This is a genomic window from Sanguibacteroides justesenii, assembly GCF_003204205.1.
Classification (GTDB): Bacteria; Bacteroidota; Bacteroidia; order Bacteroidales; family Marinifilaceae; genus Gabonibacter; species Gabonibacter massiliensis.
On record NZ_QJPL01000003.1, the window covers coordinates 82,760 to 109,100 of the forward strand.

The window sequence follows — 26,341 nt, forward strand, 5'->3', positions numbered from 1 at the left end:
TTATTTCTTTATTTCTCGAGACGGTCTCCGATCGGCCATCCGCCTCCTAATGCCTGATATAATTGGATAAGGTACCGAAGCGATATGCTTTGGGCTTGAATCAGAGAGTTCTCGTAGTTTAACAAACTTACTTGCGAGCTGAGGACATTCTGGTAGTTCGTCAATCCGCTTTTATACAGGTTTATGGCCAATTCTAACGTGAGTTTGGATTGCTGGAAAGCCTCTTTCATAGCCGAAATTTGTTGCAATGACTTGTTATAGGTGACCATGGCATTGTCCACTTCTTGAATGGCGGTCAATAGGGTTTGATTATAATTGTTAATTTCTTCTTCCAGTTGTAATTGAGCTGTTTTTTCCGATTCGACGAGATTACGACCGCTAAAAATGGTCCACTTCATCGTGGGAGCGATTTGCCATATCATGTTGTCGCGGTCTGTGAAGTTTTCAAACTGTTCCGATGAATACCCGAAAAATCCGGTAAGTAGGAATTTTGGCCACCAGTCGGCGCGACTGGCTCCGACCGCGGCAGCTAAACCGTCAATGGTTCGTTCTGCGGAACGAACGTCCGGACGTTGCCGGATAAGATTTGCCGGAATTCCGAGAGCTGCTTTTCTCGGATTGGTCGGGATCGGTTCGGCTTTTAGTAATTTCTCCCGCAGGAGGTCCGAGTGTTCCCCGATTAAAACACTGATTAGATTAATTTCTTCGTTTATGGAAGATTCTATTCCGGGAATACTGGCTTTTGTTTGTAGATACAGGCTTTTGGATTGTGCGACATCTAATTGTGATACTAATCCCACGTCAAATTTAGAGACGGTCAATTCCATGACCTTTTTTTGTGATTCCAAGTTTTCTTGTGTTACCTGAAGTTGTTTTTGTGCCGTGCGTAAATTGATGTAGGCCGTTGATAATTGGGCTGCCATGGAAACCATAACTCCCCGGTAATCTTCTTGGGCTGCCAGATAGAACTCTTTTTGGGAAGAGCTCTCTTTACGAATTCTTCCGAATATATCCAATTCCCAATTTAAATTTAGTGTTGCTGTTCCGTTCCGTTCGATTATGTTTTTTTTGTCTGCGCTCAGACTGCTTTTTTCAGGAGCATAATTTACGGTAAGATCGATAGAGGGGTAGTACGGACTACGGTCTACTCTTAATTTCGATTTTGCCATTTCGATTTTACGGATTGCAATCCGTACATCATAGTTTCTATTTACAGCTTTAATGATTAGCGAGTCAAGAATCGGATCCTTGAATAATTTCCACCACTCGTCTTGTGAGGGAAGGGGTTGTTGCAGATTAGAATTCTCATTTTCTTGCTTTGACCGGATCATTTTGTTTTGGCCAAAGCCCGGGTGAAGAATCATAAAGGTAATAATCAGAAGAAAAACTCCTGGCTTCATGGGTATTGCTGCTTGTCTCATAAACGTATTGTTGATCGTTTAATACAATTCACAGAAAGTCGTCCAGATGAAAGACGACTTTCTCTTTTGCAGCTATACGGTTTTTTATTGGAAAAGTTAGAAACCGAATATCATTTTATCGACAATGATAATGACCTGGGCAGACGGATATCCCAATATTTTACTCTCGATTTCGGTTATAGGACGGATTTGGATAATATCTGCCGGATCGATATCCAAATTTCTGGTTAATCGGTTATTAATGATTAAAATCGGCTCGTCCAGTTTATCTATGTTAAAGGTATAATCCTGATGCTCGTGATTGAATTTTAAAATACCGTCGGCGTAACTGATGAATCTGCCGGCTTTTTGTTTGGTATTGATCACGACATAGGACGTTTTGGGATCTTCGGGAGAACGAACCATATTAACGGTGGCGATTTCATCCGGAATACGATTACCTATACTGTCGGCAGAAAATTCTTTTCCGTCGATTAAATAGATGATCTTCGAATTTTGAGCATTGACTTTAATCTTGGTTTTTCCGTTTTCTTGGATGACCTCTAAGCCGTTGGACATAAACTCTTCGAAGCCGTTGTCTGAAGTCGTTCCTTGTCGATATTCAAATGAATTCCCCATGTTTTCCATCATTTCTTGCATTCGTGCAAACATTTCGTCCATGCTACCCAATCGCTCCCGGTGATTTTTTAAAAATCCGTTTAACGTGGTAGAGTCATTATGAAAGGGGTTTTCTTGTAAGAATCTTTTTAAAAGTTCCTGATGTCTGTCCAGGATGTTTTCTTCTTCCTGTTCGGGTGCATTGATGTAGGCGAGAACGTCCATACCCTTTACCTGAAGGGCATTTGCCAATAGATGAATCTTGTTCAATTCGATATCTCCCCTCAGTTCGATGATCGTAGTTTTATTTTTTTCCTCATTCCATAGAACCAGGGAAGTAATCGTATCGTCATTTTGCGTGACGAAAATACGTTCATTTCTCGTGACTCCTTGATAACTTTGCACTTGGTTGTATTTTGACTCGTTTTCTAATAGGGGATTTAACCGATGGTATATATTCTCGAGGACGTTAGCTTTTATTTGTTGGCGGTCAATCTGAAGAACATTGATTTCTTTTACCTTTTTAAGTACTTCTTCCGCGGAGAGCGAAAGATTATTCTTTTTATATAATCCGTAAAGTGACGGGTTCAGCATGGTCACGGTTATTCCTTCTTTGTTACGGAAGGTTTTCATCTCTTTTCCAATTTGTGCTTGGAGTGGGAAAATGAGAATGGTATTCATCATAATGCCCATGAATAGATTCAGAATCTTCATAACTTAAGTTTTTAATTTATATTGTGACTGATTTTCGTGTTAATTCTCCGGTAAAATTAATGAATAATCAAGATGATCGTTTATGCTTAACGTTATTTACAAAAGTTATGCTATCAGGTTAGAATTTTTATACCTTTGAGGCGTGATAAAACATCAAAGGAAATTACGGTGAAAACTATTTAAAGGAAAAAATTCTGCCGTAGAAAATATTAAATTGGGGGTAAAATCGGAGATTCATAAGTTAAAATCATAAGGTATGTCTGTATTTGTATATAATATCGGTATTGTATTTTATCTTTTTGCAATTCGTATTGCTGCTTGCTTTAATGAAAAAGCTTCTTTATGGATACAGGGGAGAAAAGGTCTTGGGGAGAAGTTGGAAAATATAGATCGGGGAGAGGGTAAATTGGTTTGGTTCCATGCTGCTTCGTTGGGGGAGTTCGAGCAAGGGCGTCCTGTTATGGAGATGTTACGTGCAAAGGAACCGACGACAAAAATAGTATTGACTTTTTTTTCACCTTCCGGCTATGAAATACGTAAAAATTACGCCGGTGCCGATTATGTATTCTATTTGCCTATAGATACTCCTTCAAATGCTCGGCATTTTCTGGATTCCATACGTCCTGATGCCGTTGTTTTTGTAAAATACGAGTATTGGTATAATTATCTGCGCCAAGTAAGCAAACGTCGGATTCCCGTTTATTTGATTTCGGCCATATTCAGAAAAGAACAACCATTCTTTAAATGGTGGGGCGGTTTGCATCGGAAGATGTTGGGATTCTTCACGAAACTTTTTGTACAGGATGAAGAGTCTGTCCGGCTCTTGTCGTCTATTGGGATTACTAACGTTCAAAAAACGGGTGATACGCGGTTTGATCGGGTAAAGCAAATTGCGGATCTTGCCAAACAAATTGATCGGGTAGAGATTTTTTGTTCGGATAAACGTGCTGTCGTTTGTGGAAGTACTTGGCCCGGAGATGAAGAAATTATTCTCGATTATATTAACAGGCAAGATGATACTTATAAATGGATCATCGTGCCGCATGAAATCGGGGAGAGCCATTTGAAACAAATTATGGACGGTTGTAAGAAAAAAATAGCTCGTTTTACGGATGAGCGGGCAGATCTTGCCGCTTGTCGGGTTCTATTAGTCGATTGCATAGGGCTACTCTCTTCTATTTACCGTTACGGGGCGATCGCGTATATCGGGGGAGGGTTCGGTAAAGGGATTCATAACACGTTGGAAGCTGCCATTTACGGAGTTCCGGTTATTTTTGGTCCTAAATTTCATAAGTTTAAAGAAGCTGTGGATTTATTGGAATGCGGAGGGGCATTTACGATAAAAAGTACGGATGAATTTACGGCTCTTATGGATTCCTTAATAAAAAATCCGGCAATCACGGAGACGGCCGGAACGAATGCCCTGAATTTTGTTTGTAGTCGGTTGGGAGCTACCGACCAGATTATTCGTCAATTAATAAATTAATTCCTCTGATTCTTCTTCTTCGATACCTTTAATCCAACTATTCAATTTTTTGAGTATAGCTGATTTTGTCAGGTTTTCGAAACTCTGTATTCTACATTTATGGTCCATATCCGCTTTCACGTATTTCAAACACTTCTCGTTTTTCTTTAAATCCACGGCCGTTCCACTCCAGGGATCAAGTCCCCCGTATATAAACAACATGTTTTGAGCATTCGTTTGAAGCCATTTGTTGATCGCCTGTAATTGCTTCGTGTTGAATGAAACCTTGTCGATTCCGGCAGGTAATGCGAAATGGAAATCAATGGTATTATCGGGTTCTTCTTTAAAATATTTTTTGAATCGTTTGATGTCATAAGCGTACATACCGGTTTCCGTTAAGGCTGCATAATAAAAGGGTTGAAGTTTCACGATGGATTTATCGTCGAAGAAATCGGGAGAAGATACGGTTACCAAATAGTTAAAAATTTCATTCATATCCCTGGAATCTTCTGTCGGCATATCGTTTATGTCGGCTCCCCATTGCCAGAAGGCAAACGGGAATTCCAAAATAACCAATTTGGTAGCTCTCTCTACTCCGCCTACCGTAAGGAAGGTATAGTTATGGTCCCGGGCAAATTCTTGCATCTTGGGCACGAGCGTATTTAGATTTTCAAAACATCGTTTCTGGAAATCGATGATCTGCCATTTGATATCTTTGCCTCCGCCTTCAAACAATTTCCGGTGTTCGGGAGTTCCTCCCAAATTGTCCAAATATTTTTCCAATCGGGGGTCAATAGCTTCCAAATTCATGGGAGCCACGTAAGGGACGCTTATTTCTACATCTTCCGGATAGAAATAACGGTGGTATATAGTGGTTTGCCCTCCTTTACTGATCCCTGTGGATATCCATTTGGTACCGGGGTATATTTTCCGGATGGCCTGTATGATGTTATGCTGATCGGCCGCGGCCTGTTTAATCGTGAGGTATTTCCAGGGGATTCCGGATGAGGGTACGCTTTGATTGAAAAAACGGTGTTCTATCGTAATCTGGTTTGTATTAAAAAGTTCAGAAAGTTCACTTTCGTTTGCCGTGTGGATGCCGTACCCCTCTAAAACGGCAACCATGGGTACATTGAAATCGCGGTGTCCCAACAAAACTCTTTGTTTAAAATTCCCTTTACTCGGATCTGAATGGTCAACAGGCTGTTCGAACCAAAATTCGTAGTATTCCTTGTACGGAGATATATCCATTTTTTTGATATCGGAGATTTCTTTAATTTCTTGCAATCTTTTTAATAGAGAAGTGTCAGCTAATGAGGTAACTGACATAAATACCATTGTGATAAGAAAAAGAAATAGATGTTTCATGATCCATTGTTTTATTTAGACGGCAATTTATAAAATATTTTTATTTTTTCTTCGAGTTATGATAGCTTTTCATGTAAAATCGATATACTTGCAGAATAATTTAAAAAAGGATTTATGAAAAAGATTATGATCATGGTCGTTTTAACCCTTTTTGTATGGGTTGGAACAAAAGCACAAACAACAGCACCGGCAACTCAGCCTTCGAAAGAGTATGTTGAAACATTGAAAAAAATGATGCAGATCTCGGGTGCAGACTTATCTTTTAAAATGGTGATTCCCCAGCTATTTGCAGCGATTAAGCAACAACTTCCGAATATTCCGGCAACTGATCTTGATGCTATGCAAAAAGAGATAGAGGGAACGGCTTTGGATGATTTAGTTACTCTATTAGCTCCTGTTTATGAAAAACAATTGACTAAGGCTGATTTAGAAGAGATTATTAAATTTTACGAGACTCCGATCGGGAAAAAATTGGCTGCAACCCAACCGATGATTATGAGTATGCAGGTTGCTCAACAATGGGGTAGTTACATTGCTTTGAAAGTTCAAAAAATGTTACAGGACAAAAGTCTTTTACCTATGCAATAATACCTGTTTGAAAAGATATGAATAATGGGAGTATCCGGCAAAAGATGCTCCCATTTTTCGTTCTGAGTTAAGGAAAGAGCATAAAAAAGGTTTTGACTGATGAGCTTTAGGTATTTGTAAGAATAAAAAGAAAGGGCAATTTGCTGTTAGAATAGAAAAACAGAAGAAATTTTATATCGATATTCTTCTGTTTCTTCTATTTGTTGAATATCTATAAATAAGACATTTATAACGTTTATGATTTTTCCGAGTAGCTAGTTGCTATTTCCCTTCGGTCGTACGTTCCTGTATTTTGTTTTGTGGATTAGAATCATATTTACGTTATAAAGATTAATGAGATTACACTAATAGAAGTTTGTCTTTTTTAATATATGCAAGAAAGTCGTAATATAAAGAGGGCTGAGTTTTATTAGAGAATTTTTTTGAAAACTCCCATATGAGATAAGTATCTCCCCGCATAATGATTTCACCTCCTTGATTAGGGTATACTATTAAAACTTCTACACTCAATTTGAATCCTACATGAGAAAAAGTTATAAAATAGGTTCCTGGTTCTGGTATTTCTAAATAATACCGTCCATTTGAATCAGTAAAAGTATAATTTCCATCATAGCCTACCATAACGTTTTCTATAGGGAGTTGTAATAGATTATCTTTTACAATTCCGCTTACAGATACAAATTTGGCAGCGAATAAATCTCCTCCTTCAATAAGTAGAAAAGAGAATAAAAATAATTTTAAAGCTAAACTTTTCATATCAATGTAATTTTGTGGTTAATAATTAGGAACGATGTGTTTTGTAAATTTATAAAAAAAACTATAGAAAGCAATTTTTTTGGAGATTTATTTTAATGCTTGCATTCTATCCATGGCCGCTGATATTATTTACATTACGAATACTAAAAGAAATTATTGCACTAGACGGAAGATTTGCCATTGAAATTATTAGTAAAATAGCATTTTTTGTGTTTTTATTTTATAGGGGAAAATACAATTTTTGTTATCTATCAGAAAGTTGATATTTAACTTTTTGCAAAACGATTGTTTTAGGGGGACTTTACCAACTTTTTTGTCCCCGACGGACAATCTAATTATTTCAATAACAATAACCGTATTGGATTTTTCATGATTTTTTAATCAGATTTCACATACATACCATTAATACATACAACTCTCTACTTCATCTTATAGTCAAGATGAATAATTTCATTTCAAATCCGATATGGTTAATTATTCACATTTCATGACCTTCACGGTCTTGTCTTTAACATCAAATTTTACATCTTTGGCCGTTAACTCCAAAATTTCAAATGCTTTGGATATCTTCTCGTATTTTGGAATAAACCCCGAAAAATGATAGTCCTTAATAGATTGATTCGTATAAAAAAGATTCACATCATACCAACGGGCCAATGTTCTCATAACCACTTCCAAACGTTCGTTTGAAAAATAAAATTTATCATTTTTCCACGAAATTGAATTTACGGCATTGACTTTCTTTATTTCGATTTTATTCTCCGTAATCTCCAATGCTTGATTTGGAGTAAGCCTGTAATTTTTATCCGCTTTAGCAACCTCCACGCTCCCGCTTAACAAAACGATACGCGAAACATCGTCTTCTTTGTAATTCGATACATTAAAACAAGTTCCCAAAACTTTAATCGAGAAACCTTTGCTTTCAACAACGAAGGTCCGACTTTTATCAGATTTTACCTCAAAATAAGCTTCTCCTTCCAAATATACTTTGCGTTCTTCAGAATTGAAAACCAATGGATATCTTAATTTAGAATCTGAATTTAAATAGACGACAGTTCCATCTGGCAGTTGCACGCAAAACTCTCCTCCACGCCCGACGACTAAAGTATGAATGTCATTTCCCGCATTTGTATCCGTTAGCGATGTTTCCGTCGAATAATATAGAGTAGATGAATCGTTTTTGAAACGCATACCTGTACTATCCATCATCTGAACTTGGTGTTCCTGCCCTAATTGAATTTCTCGTTTGTCGGAGAGAATCAATGTCGCTTTCCCTGTCCCCGGTAAAATATTATTTTGGACAGTCATTACGGACACCCGTTCTTCGTTCTTTTGGTCTTGTCCAGGCCAATAAAGAAAAGCTCCCCCTATTAATAATAAAAAAGAAGCAGCATATCCGACAAAACGAATCCAATGATATTGTTTCTTTTCTCGCTTTGAAATTTTACCCCAAACTTTTTCCGGTTCTATCTGTTGATAAAGTTGGTACTGTTTCAAAGCATACCGTTCATCTAATAAATGCTCGTATAATGCTCTGTTTTCGGAGGATTGTGCAATCCATTTGTCCAAAACAACTTTTTCATCCATATCAATAGTCCCTTTAATCATTTTAATGATTAATTCTGATATGATTTCTATGGTTGCTTCTTTTTCCATTCTTAATTTTGGATTACAATTCATGTATATGACAAAAAATAACGTCCCGAGGGTGACAATACTTGTTTATTTTTTTTATCAAAAAAAACATCAATCTATAACATATTGCATTTCAATGCTTCTCGCACTTATTCATATCTGTGTATTTTTATAGATTCGGTATAAAAAATAATAATAACGGGAAAAGGTCTTTCAGATTTTCTTTTAAAAATTTACGTGCTCGCAATCGTTGAGTTTTCACTGTGTTTTCCGAAATATCTAATATTTCGGCAACCCGATTAACTTCAAGTCCCTCTATATAACTTAATTTGAATACTTTCTTACACTCTTCCGGGAGACGTTCTATCGTATGAAAGATTTCTTCTATCACCTCGTTCTCGATACGTTGTAACAAGTAATTTTTATCATCGTATTCTTCTTGATGAAATTCTTTCATTTTCTCACCAACGTAAGCTTGCTTCTTCACGTGATTAATACAAGCATTATAAACAGAACTATATAAATAAGATTTCAGTGATGTCTTTTTTGTCAGCTCTACGTTCTTATTCCACAGAGCTATAAATGTATTTTGGACAATATCTTCTGCTTCATCGAAATTTTTTACTATACGATGCGCAAAAAGGCACAATCCCGGATAAAATTTGCAAAACGTCTCTTTGCATTTTTCATCTGTCGCGAAAATTGAAGTATAATGTGTTAATTCCGCCATACATTAGATGTATTTTATAACAAATATACATATCCGTATGGTATATGACAAAAAAAATTAACAAACGGGTGACATTATATCAAAAAAATATTTTTTGGGTAACAAAAAGAATCGTTACTCGTTAATATTACAGAGATTACTACTTATTGACTTAGTGGCACATAACATTCTGCTTAGTACTGCTAAGTACAAAAATATTATTTTTCAGTTACTTCGCATAGGTAAGTTGTTGGTATGAAATCTAAGATAGATCTACAAGTCATTGAAAAAATCAAGAAACGCCGCTTGGAATTGAAAGTTTCCCAGGCAGAGTTAGCTTATGGCATAGGTGTATCCTTAGGTTTTATCGGGCAAGTCGAGAGCCTGCACTATCCGGCAAAATATAGTGTAACGCAACTCTATCAAATCGCACAGTATTTGGAGTGTGCCCCCGGGGATTTTTTTCCTCATATCGACAATGAATAAATAATGGCAATAGAAGAATTGATCTTCAAAAACTGGCGTATCAATTGGCATATTTATCGCCCGTTTGGAAAAATACAATTTATGAATACAAATATAGATCGAATTATTGGTCGAATCAGATTCAGTCTATTCAGGCCAAAGGCAAATTGGAGTTTGATACAAATCCGTATGATGTTGTCAGATGGTAGGTTTACTTATTATTTACCGCGTCAACTGAAAATCAATCCTCTATACTGGGATAATCAAAACGGTTGTGCTGTTATAGACAGTAGAGTAAATGCAGATTTAAAAGGGAACCCGATATTAAAAAAACATTTGCTGAATATAAATTCAGAAATAGAACAAACCAGAAATACACTTATTGATATTCTGCAAGAATGTCAAAGGAAAAAGCAAGTTCCTACGGTTTCACATGTAAGAAATCAAATCCGTTTCAAATTAGACCCTAAAACCAATCTCTCCTCCTCTTGCGATTTATTAAAGTTTGTCCACTATTATTTGGAAGATGTATCGGACTATCGTCCTTCCACCTTGACAAGTCATTGGTGTAGTGTCAAGATCTTGAAAACATATTTCGATCATAAACGAAAAAGACTTCGCTTAGACCAGATAGATCTTGATTTTTATAATGATTTTACAAAGTATTTAATAGTTCACAACTACAAACTAAATACGGTCGGAAAAATTATCAAACATATAAAGACTTGGATGCGTCGTGCGTATGAAAAAGGCTTTACCGTAAGCGATGATTATAGAAAAAAAACGTTTAGAAAACCAACAGAAGACAAAGAAACAATCTATCTGTCAACACAGGAGTTGAAACAAATCGACCAATATGACTGTGCCGTCCATTTGGAAAAAGTAAAAGACATGTTTATTTTGGCTGCTTACACGGGATTACGGTTTTCCGACTTTTCCAGACTAAAAAGAGAGAATATAACCAAGAATAATACCATCCGGCTTCAAACACAAAAAACGAACGAGATCATTGAAATTCCTTTGCACCCCATCGTAAAAAGAATTATTCGAAAATATGATTTCGGTTTTCCTTCCGTACCCTCTAATAGTCTATTTAACGAATATATCAAAAGAATAGCTAAAGGAGCAGGTATAAAATCGGCTATTATTATTGAAGAGACAAGAAAAAATCAGAAAGTGCAAAAAATCTTGGAAAAATGGCAACTGGTGACAGCCCACACGGCCCGCCGCTCGTTCGCCACGAATGCTTATCTGGCGCACGTACCGACACTTGCCATCATGAAAATTACGGGACATTCTTCCGAGAAAGTTTTTTTACGTTATATCCGCATAACGCAAGAAGATAACGCAAGACAATTGCAGGAACATCCTTTTTTTAAAGGATTATAATCCATTCTGGCTTACATCATGGCCGACAAAGAATAATGTCCCAATACAACTCATTTATAATTAATGCATAAGTAATTGTTCAAATTGTCCGTCGGGGACAAAAGTATTTATTGAGAGGCTGTCGTCACCAATGAATTAGATAAAAATATGTGAATAATTATTTATAATTTAACTACTACAAAAATGAGAAAAAACGATCATTCATTCTTTAGAAACAGGTGTAGAAAGTTGTTTTATAAAGGGAGTATAGTTCTCTTTATCCAGCTTTTTACGGTCTTGTCTATTTTCGGAGAAAATCTGTATGGTCAACAAAACAAGATCGTTACAGTACATCTTAAAGATGTAACCTTGCTCTCCGCGCTGGAATATTTAACGAACGTGATAGGGTGTGAAATCCTTTACAATCACGAACAAGTAAAATCTACGAACAGATTTGATTTGGACATGAAAGAAAAGACTATCCGGGAGGTATTGGACAAATGTTTGGAAAACACGAATTTAACCTACAAGGTAGTCGATGATATCTTTGTGCTGACGGCCCGTTCGGCAGATGAAAAGAAAGAGAAAACCGTTACGGGGGAGATCATGGATGAATCGAAACAGCCGCTTCCCGGCGTTACCGTCAGAATTAAGGGAACTACCATTGGAGTTAGTTCCGATCCTCAAGGAAAATTTAAGTTGTCTGTTCCGGATACGGCAAAGTTAACGTTGGTATTCTCTTTTATCGGTATGGAGACTCAGGAGATTGTTATCAAAGATTCCCTTCATATAAAGGTGATCATGAAAGAGGCAACCGAAACATTGAAGGATGTTGTGGTCACGGGATATGCCAACATTAAGAAATCCAGTTTTACCGGAAATGCGATTCGAATAGGGAAAGAAGACTTGTTAAAGGTTTCTTCCCGGAATGTAATTAATGTGTTGCAAGTGTTCGATCCTTCTTTTCGTATCATGCGAAACAACGATATGGGATCGGATCCGAATACCATGCCGGAATTCTATATTCGCGGACGCTCCGGAATAGGTGTAAAGGAATTGGATAAATCCTCTATTTCTCAAACGGCTTTAAAGAATAATCCCAATACACCTATTTTTATCATGGATGGTTATGAGACGACGGTTGAAAAGGTGTATGATTTTGATCCCAACCGGATTGAGAGCATAACTATATTGAAAGATGCCGCGGCGACGGCTATTTATGGTTCTCGTGCTGCTAACGGAGTCGTTGTTATAGAAACAAAGGCTCCGACTCCCGGTAAATTGAGAGCTTCCTATAATTTCACCGGAGGTTTGACCGTACCTGATCTTTCGGACTACAACTTGATGAATGCCCGAGAAAAACTGGATGCGGAGATCGCTGCCGATTTTTATGAAAATGATGACGATTTACAGTATCAGCAGTTACAACAAGAGTTGATTGCTAAACGGAACAATGTTCTAAAAGGGGTCGATAGTGACTGGATCTCTCAACCTCTGCGAAATGAATTTAATCATAAGCACAGTTTATATATTGAAGGTGGTGTGAACGATATTCGTTTCGGGGTTGATTTAAGATATGATGTTCAGAACGGTGTAATGAAAGGTTCGGGTCGTAAAGTTGTGGGAACCGGTTTTTTAATTGATTATCGGAGTAAACATCTTCAAATCAAGAATAAAGTCAGTTATGATGTAAAAAAATCGACCAATTCTCCTTATGGTACTTTCAGCGAATATACAACACGATTGCCTTATGTGCCTTTTGTGGATGAAAACGGGGATTATTTGAAGACCTTACCCTGGCATTACGGTTCCAACACGAAAAATCCTTTTTACGAAGCTAAGATTTTAAATAATTATGATAAAGGAGGGTATAGTGATTTGACTAATAATTTTCAAGTCAATTGGTATGCTTTTACCGGTATGCAGGTACAGGGACAGTTCTCGATCACCAAAAAAGATGAGTGGACGAAAGTTTTCACGGATCCGCTGTCGGATAAATTTAAAAGCGTGTACGAATCAAAAGCGTTACGCGGTGATTTGTCCAAAACGAAAATGGAAGCGATAAGTTGGGATTTGAAAGTGATGGCTAATTACGTACAGTCCTTTGCCAAGCATAATATAAATTTTTCTATCGGTATTAATGCCCGGGAAGAGCGTTATGACCAAACATCTACTTATTACAGAGGATTCCCCTCCGGAACATTGAGTTCTCCGAGTTATGCGGAAGAGACTCAGGAGCCGACTTACACGGATAATCATACCCGATTATTCGGTGGATTGATGGCATTGAATTATTCGTATGACGATATCTATCTGTTCGACGCTTCTTTTCGTCTGGACGGTTCTTCTGAATTCGGCTCTAAGAAAAGAACAGCTCCTTTCTATTCATTCGGTGTGGGTTTAAACATACATAATTACTCTTTTTTAAAGGGTAATCCGACGTTGAGTCTACTGAAAGTTACCGGAACTTTCGGACAAACGGGAAAAGTTGATTTCGAACCTTATGCGGCCAAACATACTTATGAGATTACCAAAAAATATTATGGGACCGGAAATGCATTACAACTCTACTATATGGGTAATGATAATTTGACCTGGGAGATAACGGATAATTATGATGTGAGGTTGGAGTTGGGCTTTTTGCAGGATGCTCTTGAATTTAAAATCGGTTGGTATAATAAGATAACCAAAGACTTAATTTCCGATGTAACCTTACCGGCCTCTACAGGTTTTACGAGTTATAAGGATAATATCGGAGAAGTTCAGAACAAAGGAATTGAGTTGGACGTTCGGGCTACTGTTTTGAGAAATCAAGATTGGAATGTGATTGTATTCGGAAATTTGGCTCATAATAAAAATAAAATCCGGAAAATCTCAGAGTCGCTTAAAGAATATAATGACCGGGTGAATGCCGAGTTTGCGGATTACGATTCAAATTGGAAAGATTCCAAGTACAGTAAACCTTTGATGAAATATACCGAGGGCGGATCATTAACTTCGATCTGGGGTATGAAGTCATTGGGTATTAATCCGAGCGACGGCAAGGAGATCTATGTCTATCGGGACGGAACAATCGGTTATGATTGGATCGCTTCGGAACAAATGATTTTAGGAGATACGGAACCTGACGTGACAGGAGCTTTTGGTGTGAATCTACAATATAAAGGATTTTCATTGTTCGCCACTTTTACTTATGATTTCGGAGGGTATGAATACAATCAGACCTTGGTGGATAAGGTAGAAAATGTGGATTTAAGATACGCGAATGCGGATAAACGCGTTCTTACTCAGCGTTGGCAAAATCCGGGAGATCGCACGAAATTGAAATCTATTAAGGAACGCGAGTACACGACACGTCCTACTTCTCGTTTTGTTCAGAAGAATAATCGGGTAGATTTCAAAGCATTGACTTTGAGTTATGATTTTAATACGGATTTGATCAACCGAATTGGACTGAGTATGTTGCGGTTACAGTTCCAGATGAATGACGTGGCCCATTTCTCGAGTGTAAAACAAGAGAGAGGATTGTCTTATCCTTTTGCCAGAAGTTTTGATTTTACATTAAACGTAAGTTTTTAAAATAGTCGGTTATGAAAATAGATAGAAATATATTTATAGTCATCCTGCTGCTTGTATCACTCTCTTCATGTGATAAATGGTTGGATGTTTCGCCTAAAAATCAGGTGACGGACGAGGAGCTCTTCAAAAATGGCGAGGGTTTTAGAAACGCCTTGAACGGAGTTTATGAAATGCTCTCTTCGCAAGAGCTTTACGGACGGGAACTATCCTGGGGATTCTTGAGTGTTTTAGCTCAAACATATGACGATAATGATATAGAGCAAGCTTATTCCGGTTTGGTAAAATACCAGTACGGATTAGCGGGGAATAAAGAGATTATTTCTACGATCTGGTCGAAGTCTTATAAGGCGATAGCCAATTGCAATAAACTGATCAGCGAGATAGAGGGTAAAAAGGGGTCTTTCTTTGAATTGGGCGATGCTGAAAAGAATTTGATTATGGGCGAAGCTTTCGCTTTACGGGCCTTTATTCATTTCGATCTGTTACGTTTGTTTGCTCCGGCACCCGTTACGGGTGATGGCGGCAGTTATATTCCTTATTTTAATGTATACCCTTCTAAATTTGAAGGCAAAAAGACCGTATCCCAGATTATGGAATTGGTGATACAGGATTTTTTGACGGCAAAAGATTTAGTGGCAAGTTACGATACGGTTTATAATAAGTGGTATATGGCAAGTCCGGAAGCTCGTTTACAGGTTTCCGATGCTGCTGAAGGCGGACGTTTCTTTACCCTGAGAGGCGGGCGGATGAACTATATGGCGATTCAGGGACTCTTGGCGCGGGCATATATGTACGCGGGAGATCTGACGAATGCCGAGAAGTATTGCCGGGGTATTTTAACACGTTACGTGTCGGATGAGGGAGGAGAAGATAGGATTGATTTCACGGAAAAGAATTTTGTTTCTACCGTAGATAAAAAATTCTACGTGAAATACTGGAACGATATTATTTTCGCTCTTTATGACGATCATTTGTTGGAAAAAATTGCGGACTTTAAAACCTCGACAAAAGCCGGTATGTACGTAAAAGATTGGGATGCCATGTTTACGGGCCGGAATGACGGGTTGGATTATCGTGCTTATCAACGTCAACCGATTCCGGGATCAAGTAATGTAGTAACTAAAAAATGGTTGGATTTGGATACCGACGAGCAGTTGGTTCATGCTCAAGAACCTTTAATTCCCGTGTTGCGTTTGAGTGAAATTTATTATATCTTGAGTGAATGTCTTGTGGCTAAAGAAGCTACAAAGGCAGAAGGAGTGGCTTATATGAATAAAGTCCGGGCGAAACGGGGAGCATTGCGGGAGATTTCTGCCGATAATTATACGGACGAATTGATTTGGGAGGGGAAGAAAGAGTATTTGGCGGAAGGACAAGCTTTTTTCTTGTTTAAACGTTTGAACCGACCGATCGTTAGCGGAACACAGATCATTCAAATGGACAAATCCAAGTTTGTGTTGCCTGTCCCTGAAAATGAAAATATTTACTAATAAAATGAAATCGTTATGGGAAGATTATTTTCTCTTTTGATAGGAATATCTTTACTGATCTCTTGCAGTAAAGAGGAGATTCCAATGTATGGTCCTGAGCATTACGTGCAGTTTACTGATATTTGGACCGATTCCCTTGAATACTCTTTTTTCTTCTATTCTTGGGCGAATGATTTGCAGATACCGTTAGCAGTAAAGTTAGTGGGTGATCCTCTGAAGGAAAAAACGAAATTTGTGATAAAGGTGGTCGAGAATGAGACAACGGCTAAACCGAGTCAATACGGACTTCCCGAAGAGATATATTTTAAGCCGAACCAAACGGAAGATACGCTTTATCTGACGTTGAAAAAAGTGGATTTAACCCGGAAAGTCAGACTCGTCGTTGAGATTCAATCCGGGGGAGATTTAATGCCTGGGCAGACGATTTATACACGGAAAATCATATGGTTTAGTGATGAAGTAACTCGTCCCACGTGGTGGCCGGAAGGTGGTCAGGTTGAAAAAATATTTTTAGGTCCCTATACCGTGACAAAATTCAGAAAGTTTATGGAAGTGACGAAAGTCGGAGACCTGACGGATTACAATTACGATGAGAGACGGGCATTGGCCCTCGAGTTTAAAAACGAGTTGATTCGTTTGTCGGAAATGGGTGACCCGTGTTATGATGAAGATAACTCGTTGATGTTATCGAGTGTACCGGTATTAGGGAATTAAGAATCATTAAATATAGAATGACAATGAAGACAAGATATATATTGATTTTGATAGCTGGACTTTTGGGTTTTTGGTCCTGTATCGATGATGAAGGGAATTACAAATATATTGAATTGCCGGGATTGACTATTAATAAAGGAACTATGGCTTCGTTGCAGGCGATAGTGGGGGAGCCTGTCACCTACGATCCTAAGGTCGAATATGAAGTTCCTGCCGATTCGGTTTATTTTACGTATATATGGTATGATGGGAAGGACTCTGTTTCCAATAAAAAGATATTGGAATTCACTCCTTTACAAATTCGTGAATATCGTTTTAGATTGGAGGCAACGGATACCCGTACGGGGGTTCAATATGTCGGTACGTTATTGTTGAGTGGTGTTTCTCCTTATCAGGATTGTTTTGTGGTTTTGTACAAAGAGGGAGAAACGTCAAGGTTGGGTTTTGTTAAGGTACAAGGATTTATGGAGTTCGGAGATCCGAAAGATTTTAAGGATTATAAAATCTATTATCATGTTTATAAGGATGTGAACGGAACTGATTTAGGGACGGGGCCACAGAAGGTAATTCAACATATTGCAGGGATGAATAAGAGTGAATTTTTAGTAATCCAGAAGGGCGGAGACGGATGCGTAGAGGTGGACGGGACGACCGTTGAAAGGGTGATTACTACAAAACAAGAGTTTGTGAATGAAAATCCTCCTGCTAATCTTGCACCTGTTGATGTTTGCTATCACCCCTCCATTAATGTTCTGTTGAATGCGGATGGAAAATTGTATAACCGGGAGATGTTGTCTAATGAAGGTTTCCATTCTAATGCTTACGTGAATGTACCTATGTATATAGACGTGGATAACGGAGTTAAAGGAGGTAAAATCGAACGGTTAATTCAACCGATTTACACGAATACCAATAACTTTTTATTACATGACGAAACCAACCGCCGTTTGATTTATTCGGCTTGTTTCGGTTCTAATTTGGCTGCTATGGTGGTTTTGTTCTGTGAAGATGGCTGGCCGGCAGAGAATTATACTCCTTTGGATAATTTAGGAGATATGGAGTTGACCTATGTCGCCGCTTATGGCGACTACGAATGGGACGGCGGAAGCAGTAAATACGTGATGATATTGAAAGATCCTTCCGGGAAATATAAGATTCAACAATTTGGGGTTCCGGCAAGATCAAGTGGAGGTGTGACTATTGAAGAAGCATACTTGCAAAAAGATTTTTCCGGGGGTGAATACATCACGCCGAACAGCAAATTCTTTTTGTATAAGACAGGAGAGTATTTATTCTTTAGCGGGGGAGCGAATAATGATCTCTTGTGTTGTTACCGTATGGTGGATGGCGAGACGTTCGTACATGATAATTTTAACGGGAAATCCGTAACCGCTCTTTGTCCGAATGAGGGATATACCTATTCTATGTGGTCCGGGTATCCCGGTTTAGGTGTCGGGCTTTCGAACGGGGAGTTCTATTTTTATCACATGACCGATGCTGCATTATACTATAATAAACCAGAAGTTCTGTACCGGTGCTCAGGGTTTGGAGACGGAATTGTTGATGTGATCTACAAACATACTTCGGAATTTACGTTCTGGCAGTAACGTTTGTATTAACGTGCAAAGTATGTCAAGAGCCGTCGTTTCGACGGCTCTTTTTTGTGCCTTGTGAAATCGAAACAGGTAACAGGATAGAGACCATATAACATAAAATATGTTAAATAGAGGATAATAATAAACAAAAACACATACAACTAAAATAAATGTCTTAATTTTAGAAGCAAATTTGTTAGTAGACCGTGTCGTGTATTAACTTTTAAACCTAAGATCATGAAAATTAAAATTGAGCATTTGGATAAAGTTTATCCCGGAGGAAAAAAAGCCTTAAATGACCTGAATCTGGAGATTGAGTCGGGAATGTTTGGATTGTTAGGACCGAATGGGGCAGGAAAGACTACTTTGATGAGGATTATGACGCTTTTACAGGAACCGACATCGGGGACGATATTTTTTGATGATTACGATATCGCAAAAGACCGGAAAGCCATCCGTTCTTTATTAGGATATTTACCGCAGGATTTTCGTTTTTTCGAGAAATTAAAGACTTGGGAGTTTTTAGATTACGGTGCGGGTTTAGCCGGAATCGAAAAGAAGCAACGGAAAGAGCTTGTAGATGAAATGTTACGTAAGGTAGGATTATTCGAAGTTCGCGATCGTTGGGCTAATCGTTTGTCCGGTGGTATGAAACGAAGATTGGGAATTGCGCAGGCTATTATCGGTAATCCGAAAGTAATCATCGTCGATGAGCCGACAACCGGTTTGGACCCGGAGGAACGTATCCGTTTCCGGAATATTTTATCCGATATTAGTGATAAAGATGCGATTATCTTATTATCGACTCATATTGTAGGCGATATTTCAAGTACTTGTAAGAATTTGGCCTTGTTGAACAGGGGAGAATTGAAATTTAAAGGTTCTCCCGATGAAATGATTTCCCAAGCCAGAGGAAAAGTATGGGAATTGTTTGTCACGGAAACGGAATACGAGGAGGTAAAGGAGAAATATCCGGTTGTATCCACGATCCCGACGGAAGGCGGCATGGAGATTCAGGTCGTGGCAGAGAAGATTGATGAAAGTTTCACTTGTAAAGCTATTGAACCGAACTTGGAGCACGCTTACGTTTATTACATGGACTTCGTCTTGAAGGACAAAATGGATATGCAGGCGGAAAAAGAACTTGCCGGAGAGTTATTCAAATAAATATAGAACGATATTTTGCTTACCATTCTTTCTGTTTATCTTTGCTCGTCAAATAAACAGAGGGAATGGTAACTTATTTTCAGCAGTATAGAAGACATTATGTAGATACGATACGTCTGGGTGTTCCTATTGTTTTGGGACAATTGGGCATCGTGTTGGTGGGGTTGGCCGATAATATTATGGTCGGACGTTACGGTACAGCGGATTTGGCGGCAGCTTCGTTTGTCAATAGTGTTTTCAATATTCCGATTTTATTCGGTTTAGGTTTTTCTTACGGGTTAACGCCCCTGGTCGGGCAATATTACGGTCGGGGTGACAAATTCCGGGTGGGAGGATTGTTGAGAAACAGTTTGTTGGCTAATCTATGTATAGGGATTTTGTTGTCTGTGATCATGTGGATACTTTATCTTTATGTGGATAGGATGGGACAACCTGAAGAGTTGTTACCGATTATTCGTCCCTATTTTCTCTTGCAGTTAGCTTCTCTGGTTTTTGTTATGATGTTCAATAGTTTTAAACAATTTGCTGACGGAATAACGGATACGGTTACTCCTATGTGTATTATGTTGTCGGCAAACCTGTTGAATATTATCGGAAATTATATTTTTATCTATGGGAAGTTTGGAGCTCCGGCATTAGGATTGACGGGAGCCGGAATTTCAACGTTGACTTCCCGCGTGCTTATGTTTGTTGCTTTTGTCATGTTGTTTTATCGTAGAAGCGGCTATCGTCGCTACTTGGTGGGGTATAAACGAACAAGCTATAATAGGGGAGATGTAGGAGTACTTAATAAAATGGGCATGATGGTCGGATTGCAAATGGGTATGGAAACGGCTCTGTTTAGCGTGAGCGGGGTTATGATCGGATGGCTGGGGACGATTGCGTTGGCTGCTCATCAGGTCGTCGTCGCCGTTTCGACCTTAGGGTTTATGGTTTATTACGGCGTCGGAGCTGCTATCTCCGTGAGGGTAAGTAATTTTTACGGGAGAGGAGATATTGTTAACGTGAGGCAAGCGACTATGGCAGGTTTTCATCTGATCTTTGTATTGGCTGCCGCTGTGGCATGCTTTTTTTTCTTTAGTAGAGGATATATCGGGTATATTTTTACGACTTCGGGAGAGGTGGTACATTTGGTCGCCGTATTAATGGTGATTATGGTTTTTTATCAATTCGGGGATTGTTTACAGATCACGTATGCAAATTCTTTACGGGGAATCGCGGATGTCACCTCCATGGCTGTCATTTCGTTTGTCGGTTATTTTGTGATTGCCCTGCCGGTTTCCTACATACTTGGTTTTGTGTTGAATTGGGGTATTGAGGGAATATGGATCGGGTATCCTGTAGGACTGACCCTTACCGGAGTGATGTTGTGTTTCCGTTATTACTATGTTTTGCGGAATCGCTAAACGGATTCGACGATACATCTTTGGGAAGTCTTCAGTCTGTCTTTAATCTCTTGGTATGCATTCTCTTTATCCGTGAAATGTACGGTATGTATCCCCATCTTTTGAGCTGCCTGAATATTGGCTGGCAAATCGTCAATAAACAAGGATTCTTCTGCTTTCAAATGATAACGATTCAGAAGCAATTCGTATATTTCTCGATCCGGTTTGACCATCTTTTCGATGGCGGAGATGATTTTTCCTTCGAAATAACTGAAAACTTTTCTTGGCTTCAGGTATTCATAAAAATCTTCGGACATATTAGAGAGGCAAAATAATTTATAATCCCGTTGGGATAATTCTTGAATCAGCTTTTCCGTTTCCGGTATATTGACTAATGAAACTTTCACGAATTCTATAAATTCATTACAATCTTCCACGGAACAGCCTGTTAAAGGTGCGATTTTCTCTATAACCTGTTCTCTGGTCAGGATGCCTTTGTCGTATGCCGACCAATAGTTGGAGAAAAAGCCGTTCGCGTGAATGTATCGAATGAGATCCGGATTACCGGGAAAGGTTTGGAGGATGAGTTTGGGATTCCATTCTACGACAACTCCGCCTAAGTCGAAAATAATGTTCTTTATCATATGGTTCTGGTGTTTAAAAATCAATAATAATTCCAATGGATGGAAGTAGTGTACCTGTATCGTTTTTAATATATCTCATGATATAATGGTCCGGATTGTTTTTATCTACGATGTAACTACCATCCGGGTTCTCTGCTGGAACTAATAAATCCGGACTTTTGGTTTTATGGTTATAGATATTTTGAATATCAGCGTATAAGATCAAAGACCAACGATGGAAATAAAAACTTCGATCGACCCGTATGTCCAATTGGTGGAAGGCCGAGGCCCGTTCGCTGTTGAAACGAGAATAGTCGTAATAGGGTTGATGTTTGGCGTCCCATGCGACGATTAAAGAACTGGTCTTTGCATCGTAAGGGGTGGAAGGAGCCCCGTTCGCGTAACGCCACTTCATCCCGATATCCCAATTCCCGAATTTCCGTATCGCTGTTAACGAGAAAATGTGTCGATTGTCCCAGCTGCTCGGAATATAAACAGATGTCGGTCGAAAATTTTTATCCATTTTTTTAAATTCCGAGTAATAATATGTATAGGCAACAGAAGCCGTGAGTCCGAAAAGTTTCTGGGTTCGTAACATGAATTCGATTCCGTATGCCCGGCCTTCTCCTGAAGATTTTACCGGTTCGTCTCCCACGGCGACATAATCCGTACCTTTATTGGCCAAGACGATACTGTCCAACAAAGAGACAGGGTAATGATCGTATTTTTTATAGAAACTTTCGAGGGTTATCCGGGTAAGGTCTCCTATGCGGAATTCGATACCGGCAACGTAATGATCGGTTGAAATGTATTTTAAATGATTGTCTTTATTCACGAGGAGGCCTTCCGCATTCGCGTATCCCATGGTCGTGTAGGAGGGTAACTGGTAATAGCGTCCCACGTTGAAATTGATGTACCAGAATGGTGTTAATCCGTAGGATAAAGAGAAACGGGGGGAGAGTTGCTTGAAAGGATTTTGCATATCGGAAGAGTAATTGTTCCCGTCTGCCCGAATGCCCAAAGAGAGGGTTAACTTTTCATCTCCGAATATTTTACTAGCTTGTCCGAAAAAGGACCATTTAAAAAAATGGAAATCGTGATTGTAATGAATGGAGGAAATATCTCCTTGCGTGAATAATGTTTTGACGGTTTTATTCTTGTAGGCCGCATGCTCGATACCCGTACCTAAATTGAGTTGGATGCTGGCTTTTAGCAACCGTTGATGTTCGAAACGAAATTTATTTTCGGTTTCACCCGAACTATAGTCCGTTGATTTCGGACGGTTTTGGTTATTGTCTGTATACTTTTCGATTTCATTTTGTAGGGTACTTCTGCTCAGCACGAAGAGGTTGTTCCAATGTTTGCCGTAATGCCTGTAAGTGATGCCTATGGTATAACTCCATTGTTTACTTTCCGGTAAATAACGGAGTAAATATTTTTGATTGTCGTCAGGGTGCTTCATCCCTTTATTCAAATGATTTACATCGTAAGCTCCTATACCGATAACGGTCAGTTTATCCTTGCCGTCGATTGTTGTTTCTGTTTTGAACTGGAAGTCATTGTATACGGGTAAAAATGGCAGTCCGATGATATTGAACAACATTTTAAGATAGCTCCGGCGGGCCGAGGCAATGAATGTCGTTTTGGGAGTTAGAGGTCCGTCGATGGAGAGACCGAAATCGGTTGCTCCTAAAGTGCCCCTGAATTTTAATTTATCCGGATTTCCCGCTATTTGTTTGAACTCCAATAAAGAACTCATCAAATTACCCCTCGATGCCGGGAAAGCTCCGGCATAAAAATCGACTTCCTTGACAAAATCCACGTTAATGATACTTACTACTCCCCCGGAGGAACCTTGGGTGGCGAAATGATTTAGATTAGGTATTTCCACATTATCCAAGTAAAAACGATTTTCACTTGGACCTCCTCCTCTGACAATGAAATCGTTTCGGAATGCGGGAGAAGAAAGGACTCCCGGCATCGATTGCAATACCTTGGAAATATCCCGGTTACCTCCCGGATTTTTCTCGATTTCGGCAATTCCGATCCGTTGCAGAGATATGGGACTGTTGCTGGTTTTACGAAAGGGATCGGCTTTTATGGTCACCTGATCTAAAGCGAAGCTACTCTCTTCCAGTTCAATATTAATGGTTTTTTCCGAAGCCGTATTTACCATAAACTCTTCAGACAGGATCGTTTTGTAGCCTAAACTGCTTACTTCGAGTCGATTAAAACCGAGTGGTATTTTTTCGATTCGGAAATAACCATTGGTGTCGGTAGTAACTCCGATGGTCGTTTTCCAGATGATTACATTGGCAAAAGGAATGGGTTCATTATTTTTACGATCGACTACTCGTCCTTTTACTACCCCTTTTTCCTGTGCAAAAGAGGAAAAAAGGAAAAGATTAAAAAAAAGAAAAAGAAGTATTCGTCGGATTTTCATAACGGTTTATTTGAGTTCGGAATTCACAAATATAACTAAAAATATCCCGTTCACCTCCATTCATGGTCCTTAATCGTGTTGTAAACTGAATTCTTTATGGGATTTCAGACGAAAATGTAAAGAATATCTATAAAAAAGAATCGTTTTTTTTGGAAATTTGAAGAAAAGCACTACTTTTGCACCCGAGTTCTTGCCCAGGTGGCGGAATTGGTAGACGCGCTGGACTCAAAATCCAGTGTCCCTTAAAGACGTGCGGGTTCGATTCCCGCCCTGGGTACAATAATCCCCTCTTAATCAACTGATTTTGAGGGGATTATTATTTCTCAGGTATAAACAGGGTATAAACAAACTACAAAATCATAGGAAAATACCGATGAGGTGCCCTGGTAAACACTGATAAAATTTGCCAAATAGTGACAAGTGAATTTTTAATTCATGGGGAATGGGGATGATATAGAAGCCCGATTTTTTTTTCAAAAGGAAATCCCCGGCCATGATTGAACCGGGGATGCTTATAAGTAGGAGGATGGTACTAGTATCTATCGAGGAAGTTTTTTAAATCGTTTCACGTTACCGGGTTCGCGGCAAAGGTTTACCAGTTCTATTTTGTTGTTTAATTTTGATGGCGTTTAAATAATCCCTCTGCGCTCCCACCCGTTAACATCATTGTCATATTCAACCCCACATCTTTCCCACAAGGTCACGTGATCAGAATAACATTCATTCTGTAAACCGGTAATACATTGTATCAACTCTATAATGATACTTGCATAGCCTTGCTCCATGAAACCCTTTTCTTGAACTCCAAATTCCAGGCAGTGCAATAAAGCATCCACGAGCACGACAAAACCTCCCACCTCTAGCACTTTTTTGCCAAAGACGGCCAGCTCGTCACGCTGCTCTCGTGTTAGCTTGTCGATCTTGTTAAAACGGGATGGACGGACGGGAACTCTTCCCTCGTGTTCTCGCTCTCTCTTGTCCTCTTGGACGGTTAATTTTGTTGTTTCCATTACTAATTGATTTAGGAATAAAAAAAGCCCGTTGTTTAGGTGTCCTCGGCTCAACTAGTTGCCGTGTGGGTGTTTCCACGACCACCACCATGCAAGGGGCAAAATACGCTCGTTACAACCGCTTTGGGCGGTCGCTAATTGATTTAGGAATAGCAAATCTAACTATTTTATCCAGTATTTCATATAAATGATACATGAAAAATCTTTTAATTGCCTTTTTAGAAAAGGACAAGGGGAAATATAGTATTATAACTTTATAATGACTAGGGGAAAGGCGAGTTTTTTATAGAATTTATTTCCACTCGATCGGTTGTTCTATGATGTAGCCGTTGGATGCAAAAATATGAAACGCTCCATATATTTTTTCTCGCATGGTCATGAATAATTTTCAAATAAAACTATTGTTTCTTTATCCTCGTCAGCGTCTATTTCTGTCTCGCTGTACAGCTCTTTTACCCCGCCCGTGACGAGGTATACTCTTTCATGGCATATAGTTGCACCCTGCCCCGCCACTTTTAACAGCCATGAAAGTTTGTCGTTATCATCTCGTCCTCGTTTCATCGTTTTGCCTGTTTTTTAGTTTAATAATTTTTTCTGCCACCTTGTTCACAAAATCGTCTGGGGTATCTTTCAACAATTGACTTAATGCTTTGTATTCTGCTTCTATTTCTGTTTCCACTCCAACGGCTTGACGCTTGGGTAAAACATAATTCAACAAGTTTATGTATACCTTCACCCGCTCTGCCGCTTCTAGCGTTTTTAAATCTTTTTCAAATACATCTCGTCCATTGTCCAGAATCTTGCATACCCATGTTTTTAAATCTGTGGTTACTTTATTTGGGGTTCCTTTTACCCTTCCTCCTGTTTTGTCACTTCCTTTTCTCCTGCTCATATCTACTTAAGTCTACTTTAGATTTTGTACTTTTCTGATCATCCCCCGATCTCCAAACACCTCAACGCCAGGGTGTGATTTCTTAAACTCGTTGATGAAGTCTAAACCCCTGTCGGTTCCCAAGAACTCATTAATGTTATCCCCTAATCCCAGAATCTTGACAACGTCATTAGCGTTGAAAAATATCTCCATAGTTTTCTTGTCTTGCATCACTTGTACCGGGGTGCCTTGAAAGTGATCCATGAAATAAACGTAGTTTTTATCCTCTCCTGTCTTTTGCATGGCATTTTGTTTTTTAGTTTTACTCTTTCACGGTTACCAAATCGGTAACCAAATACAACTCTATCAAACACGGTC

General features: G+C 38.9%; 22 protein-coding genes and 1 tRNA gene. 11 read left to right on the forward strand and 12 right to left on the reverse strand.

From position 1 onward, the window contains the following. Nucleotides 1-8: 8 nt before the first annotated feature. Together DMB45_RS05625 and DMB45_RS05630 are read right to left on the reverse strand one after the other, a co-directional pair. Nucleotides 9-1,421: an efflux transporter outer membrane subunit gene (locus tag DMB45_RS05625; protein ID WP_235375051.1), complete on the reverse strand. Its 1,413-nt coding sequence runs from the start codon at nucleotides 1,419-1,421 to the stop codon at nucleotides 9-11. A 96-nt stretch (nucleotides 1,422-1,517) separates the two neighbouring features. After that, complete coding sequence (locus DMB45_RS05630; RefSeq protein ID WP_041503030.1) at nucleotides 1,518-2,732, reverse strand: DUF4252 domain-containing protein; 1,215 nt, start codon at nucleotides 2,730-2,732, stop codon at nucleotides 1,518-1,520. Between the two features lie 256 nt (nucleotides 2,733-2,988). On the opposite strand from DMB45_RS05630, the gene DMB45_RS05635 reads away from it, so the two are divergent. Continuing rightward, a complete protein-coding gene (locus DMB45_RS05635; protein WP_041505490.1) occupies nucleotides 2,989-4,218 on the forward strand; it encodes a 3-deoxy-D-manno-octulosonic acid transferase in 1,230 nt (409 codons plus the stop codon). Here DMB45_RS05635 and DMB45_RS05640 read toward each other — a convergent pair. Beyond that, nucleotides 4,207-5,565, reverse strand: coding sequence for a S28 family serine protease (locus tag DMB45_RS05640; RefSeq protein ID WP_059026712.1), 1,359 nt, complete (start codon nucleotides 5,563-5,565; stop codon nucleotides 4,207-4,209). The two genes, DMB45_RS05635 and DMB45_RS05640, sit on opposite strands and share 12 nt — an antisense overlap. Nucleotides 5,566-5,679: 114 nt before the next feature. Between DMB45_RS05640 and DMB45_RS05645 the strand changes: the two genes are divergently transcribed. Beyond that, nucleotides 5,680-6,153: a DUF2059 domain-containing protein gene (locus tag DMB45_RS05645; RefSeq protein WP_041505492.1), complete on the forward strand. Its 474-nt coding sequence runs from the start codon at nucleotides 5,680-5,682 to the stop codon at nucleotides 6,151-6,153. A 339-nt stretch (nucleotides 6,154-6,492) separates the two neighbouring features. Here DMB45_RS05645 and DMB45_RS05650 read toward each other — a convergent pair whose 3' ends face one another. The 3 genes from DMB45_RS05650 to DMB45_RS05660 form a co-directional block, all read right to left on the reverse strand. Further along, the gene (locus tag DMB45_RS05650; protein ID WP_041505493.1) at nucleotides 6,493-6,909 is read right to left on the reverse strand and encodes a carboxypeptidase regulatory-like domain-containing protein; all 417 of its coding nucleotides are present in this window, start codon (nucleotides 6,907-6,909) and stop codon (nucleotides 6,493-6,495) included. Between the two features lie 474 nt (nucleotides 6,910-7,383). Next, nucleotides 7,384-8,565, reverse strand: coding sequence for a FecR family protein (locus tag DMB45_RS05655; RefSeq protein ID WP_059026710.1), 1,182 nt, complete (start codon nucleotides 8,563-8,565; stop codon nucleotides 7,384-7,386). A 148-nt stretch (nucleotides 8,566-8,713) separates the two neighbouring features. Continuing rightward, nucleotides 8,714-9,274 (reverse strand): RNA polymerase sigma factor, encoded by a 561-nt coding sequence (locus tag DMB45_RS05660; RefSeq protein ID WP_110688543.1) that lies wholly within the window; start codon nucleotides 9,272-9,274, stop codon nucleotides 8,714-8,716. Nucleotides 9,275-9,508: 234 nt separating this feature from the next. On the opposite strand from DMB45_RS05660, the gene DMB45_RS05665 reads away from it, so the two are divergent. The 8 genes from DMB45_RS05665 (at nucleotide 9,509) to DMB45_RS05700 (ending at nucleotide 21,037) form a co-directional block, all read left to right on the forward strand. After that, entirely contained in the window at nucleotides 9,509-9,739 is a 231-nt protein-coding gene (locus DMB45_RS05665; RefSeq protein ID WP_041503025.1) for a helix-turn-helix domain-containing protein, read from the forward strand. Nucleotides 9,740-9,820: 81 nt separating this feature from the next. Next, nucleotides 9,821-11,107 carry a site-specific integrase gene (locus tag DMB45_RS05670; protein WP_070807508.1) on the forward strand — a complete coding sequence of 429 codons (1,287 nt, stop codon included), beginning with the start codon at nucleotides 9,821-9,823 and terminating at the stop codon, nucleotides 11,105-11,107. Nucleotides 11,108-11,290: 183 nt separating this feature from the next. Then, the gene (locus tag DMB45_RS05675; protein WP_082027566.1) at nucleotides 11,291-14,665 is read left to right on the forward strand and encodes a SusC/RagA family TonB-linked outer membrane protein; all 3,375 of its coding nucleotides are present in this window, start codon (nucleotides 11,291-11,293) and stop codon (nucleotides 14,663-14,665) included. Nucleotides 14,666-14,676: 11 nt separating this feature from the next. After that, entirely contained in the window at nucleotides 14,677-16,155 is a 1,479-nt protein-coding gene (locus tag DMB45_RS05680; protein WP_059026709.1) for a RagB/SusD family nutrient uptake outer membrane protein, read from the forward strand. A 15-nt stretch (nucleotides 16,156-16,170) separates the two neighbouring features. Next, nucleotides 16,171-16,869, forward strand: coding sequence for a DUF4843 domain-containing protein (locus DMB45_RS05685; RefSeq protein WP_041505495.1), 699 nt, complete (start codon nucleotides 16,171-16,173; stop codon nucleotides 16,867-16,869). Nucleotides 16,870-16,892: 23 nt separating this feature from the next. Continuing rightward, on the forward strand, nucleotides 16,893-18,476 hold the full coding sequence (locus DMB45_RS05690; protein WP_041505496.1) for a PKD-like family lipoprotein: 1,584 nt from the start codon (nucleotides 16,893-16,895) through the stop codon (nucleotides 18,474-18,476). 225 nt (nucleotides 18,477-18,701) lie between these two features. Beyond that, nucleotides 18,702-19,631, forward strand: a complete 930-nt coding sequence (locus DMB45_RS05695; RefSeq protein WP_041503019.1) for an ABC transporter ATP-binding protein — start codon at nucleotides 18,702-18,704, stop codon at nucleotides 19,629-19,631. A gap of 65 nt (nucleotides 19,632-19,696) precedes the next feature. Continuing rightward, entirely contained in the window at nucleotides 19,697-21,037 is a 1,341-nt protein-coding gene (locus DMB45_RS05700) for an MATE family efflux transporter (RefSeq protein WP_041505497.1), read from the forward strand. Here DMB45_RS05700 and DMB45_RS05705 read toward each other — a convergent pair. Next, nucleotides 21,034-21,660 carry an HAD family hydrolase gene (locus tag DMB45_RS05705; protein ID WP_236685015.1) on the reverse strand — a complete coding sequence of 209 codons (627 nt, stop codon included), beginning with the start codon at nucleotides 21,658-21,660 and terminating at the stop codon, nucleotides 21,034-21,036. The two genes, DMB45_RS05700 and DMB45_RS05705, sit on opposite strands and share 4 nt — an antisense overlap. Nucleotides 21,661-21,673: 13 nt before the next feature. Next, nucleotides 21,674-24,082: a TonB-dependent receptor gene (locus tag DMB45_RS05710; protein WP_041503017.1), complete on the reverse strand. Its 2,409-nt coding sequence runs from the start codon at nucleotides 24,080-24,082 to the stop codon at nucleotides 21,674-21,676. A gap of 192 nt (nucleotides 24,083-24,274) precedes the next feature. Here DMB45_RS05710 and DMB45_RS05715 point away from each other — a divergent pair. Continuing rightward, nucleotides 24,275-24,359 (forward strand) — tRNA-Leu (locus DMB45_RS05715). A gap of 352 nt (nucleotides 24,360-24,711) precedes the next feature. Here the strand turns inward: DMB45_RS05715 and DMB45_RS05720 are convergent. The 4 genes from DMB45_RS05720 to DMB45_RS05735 all read right to left on the reverse strand — a co-directional run bounded on the left by DMB45_RS05720 (nucleotide 24,712) and on the right by DMB45_RS05735 (nucleotide 26,266). After that, complete coding sequence (locus tag DMB45_RS05720; protein ID WP_110688544.1) at nucleotides 24,712-25,092, reverse strand: hypothetical protein; 381 nt, start codon at nucleotides 25,090-25,092, stop codon at nucleotides 24,712-24,714. Between the two features lie 375 nt (nucleotides 25,093-25,467). Continuing rightward, nucleotides 25,468-25,653 carry a hypothetical protein gene (locus tag DMB45_RS05725; protein ID WP_110688545.1) on the reverse strand — a complete coding sequence of 62 codons (186 nt, stop codon included), beginning with the start codon at nucleotides 25,651-25,653 and terminating at the stop codon, nucleotides 25,468-25,470. After that, nucleotides 25,634-25,984 carry a hypothetical protein gene (locus tag DMB45_RS05730; protein ID WP_110688546.1) on the reverse strand — a complete coding sequence of 117 codons (351 nt, stop codon included), beginning with the start codon at nucleotides 25,982-25,984 and terminating at the stop codon, nucleotides 25,634-25,636. The genes DMB45_RS05725 and DMB45_RS05730 overlap by 20 nt, the downstream gene beginning before the upstream one ends. A gap of 12 nt (nucleotides 25,985-25,996) precedes the next feature. Continuing rightward, nucleotides 25,997-26,266, reverse strand: coding sequence for a hypothetical protein (locus DMB45_RS05735; protein WP_110688547.1), 270 nt, complete (start codon nucleotides 26,264-26,266; stop codon nucleotides 25,997-25,999). Between the last annotated feature and the right edge of the window lie 75 nt (nucleotides 26,267-26,341).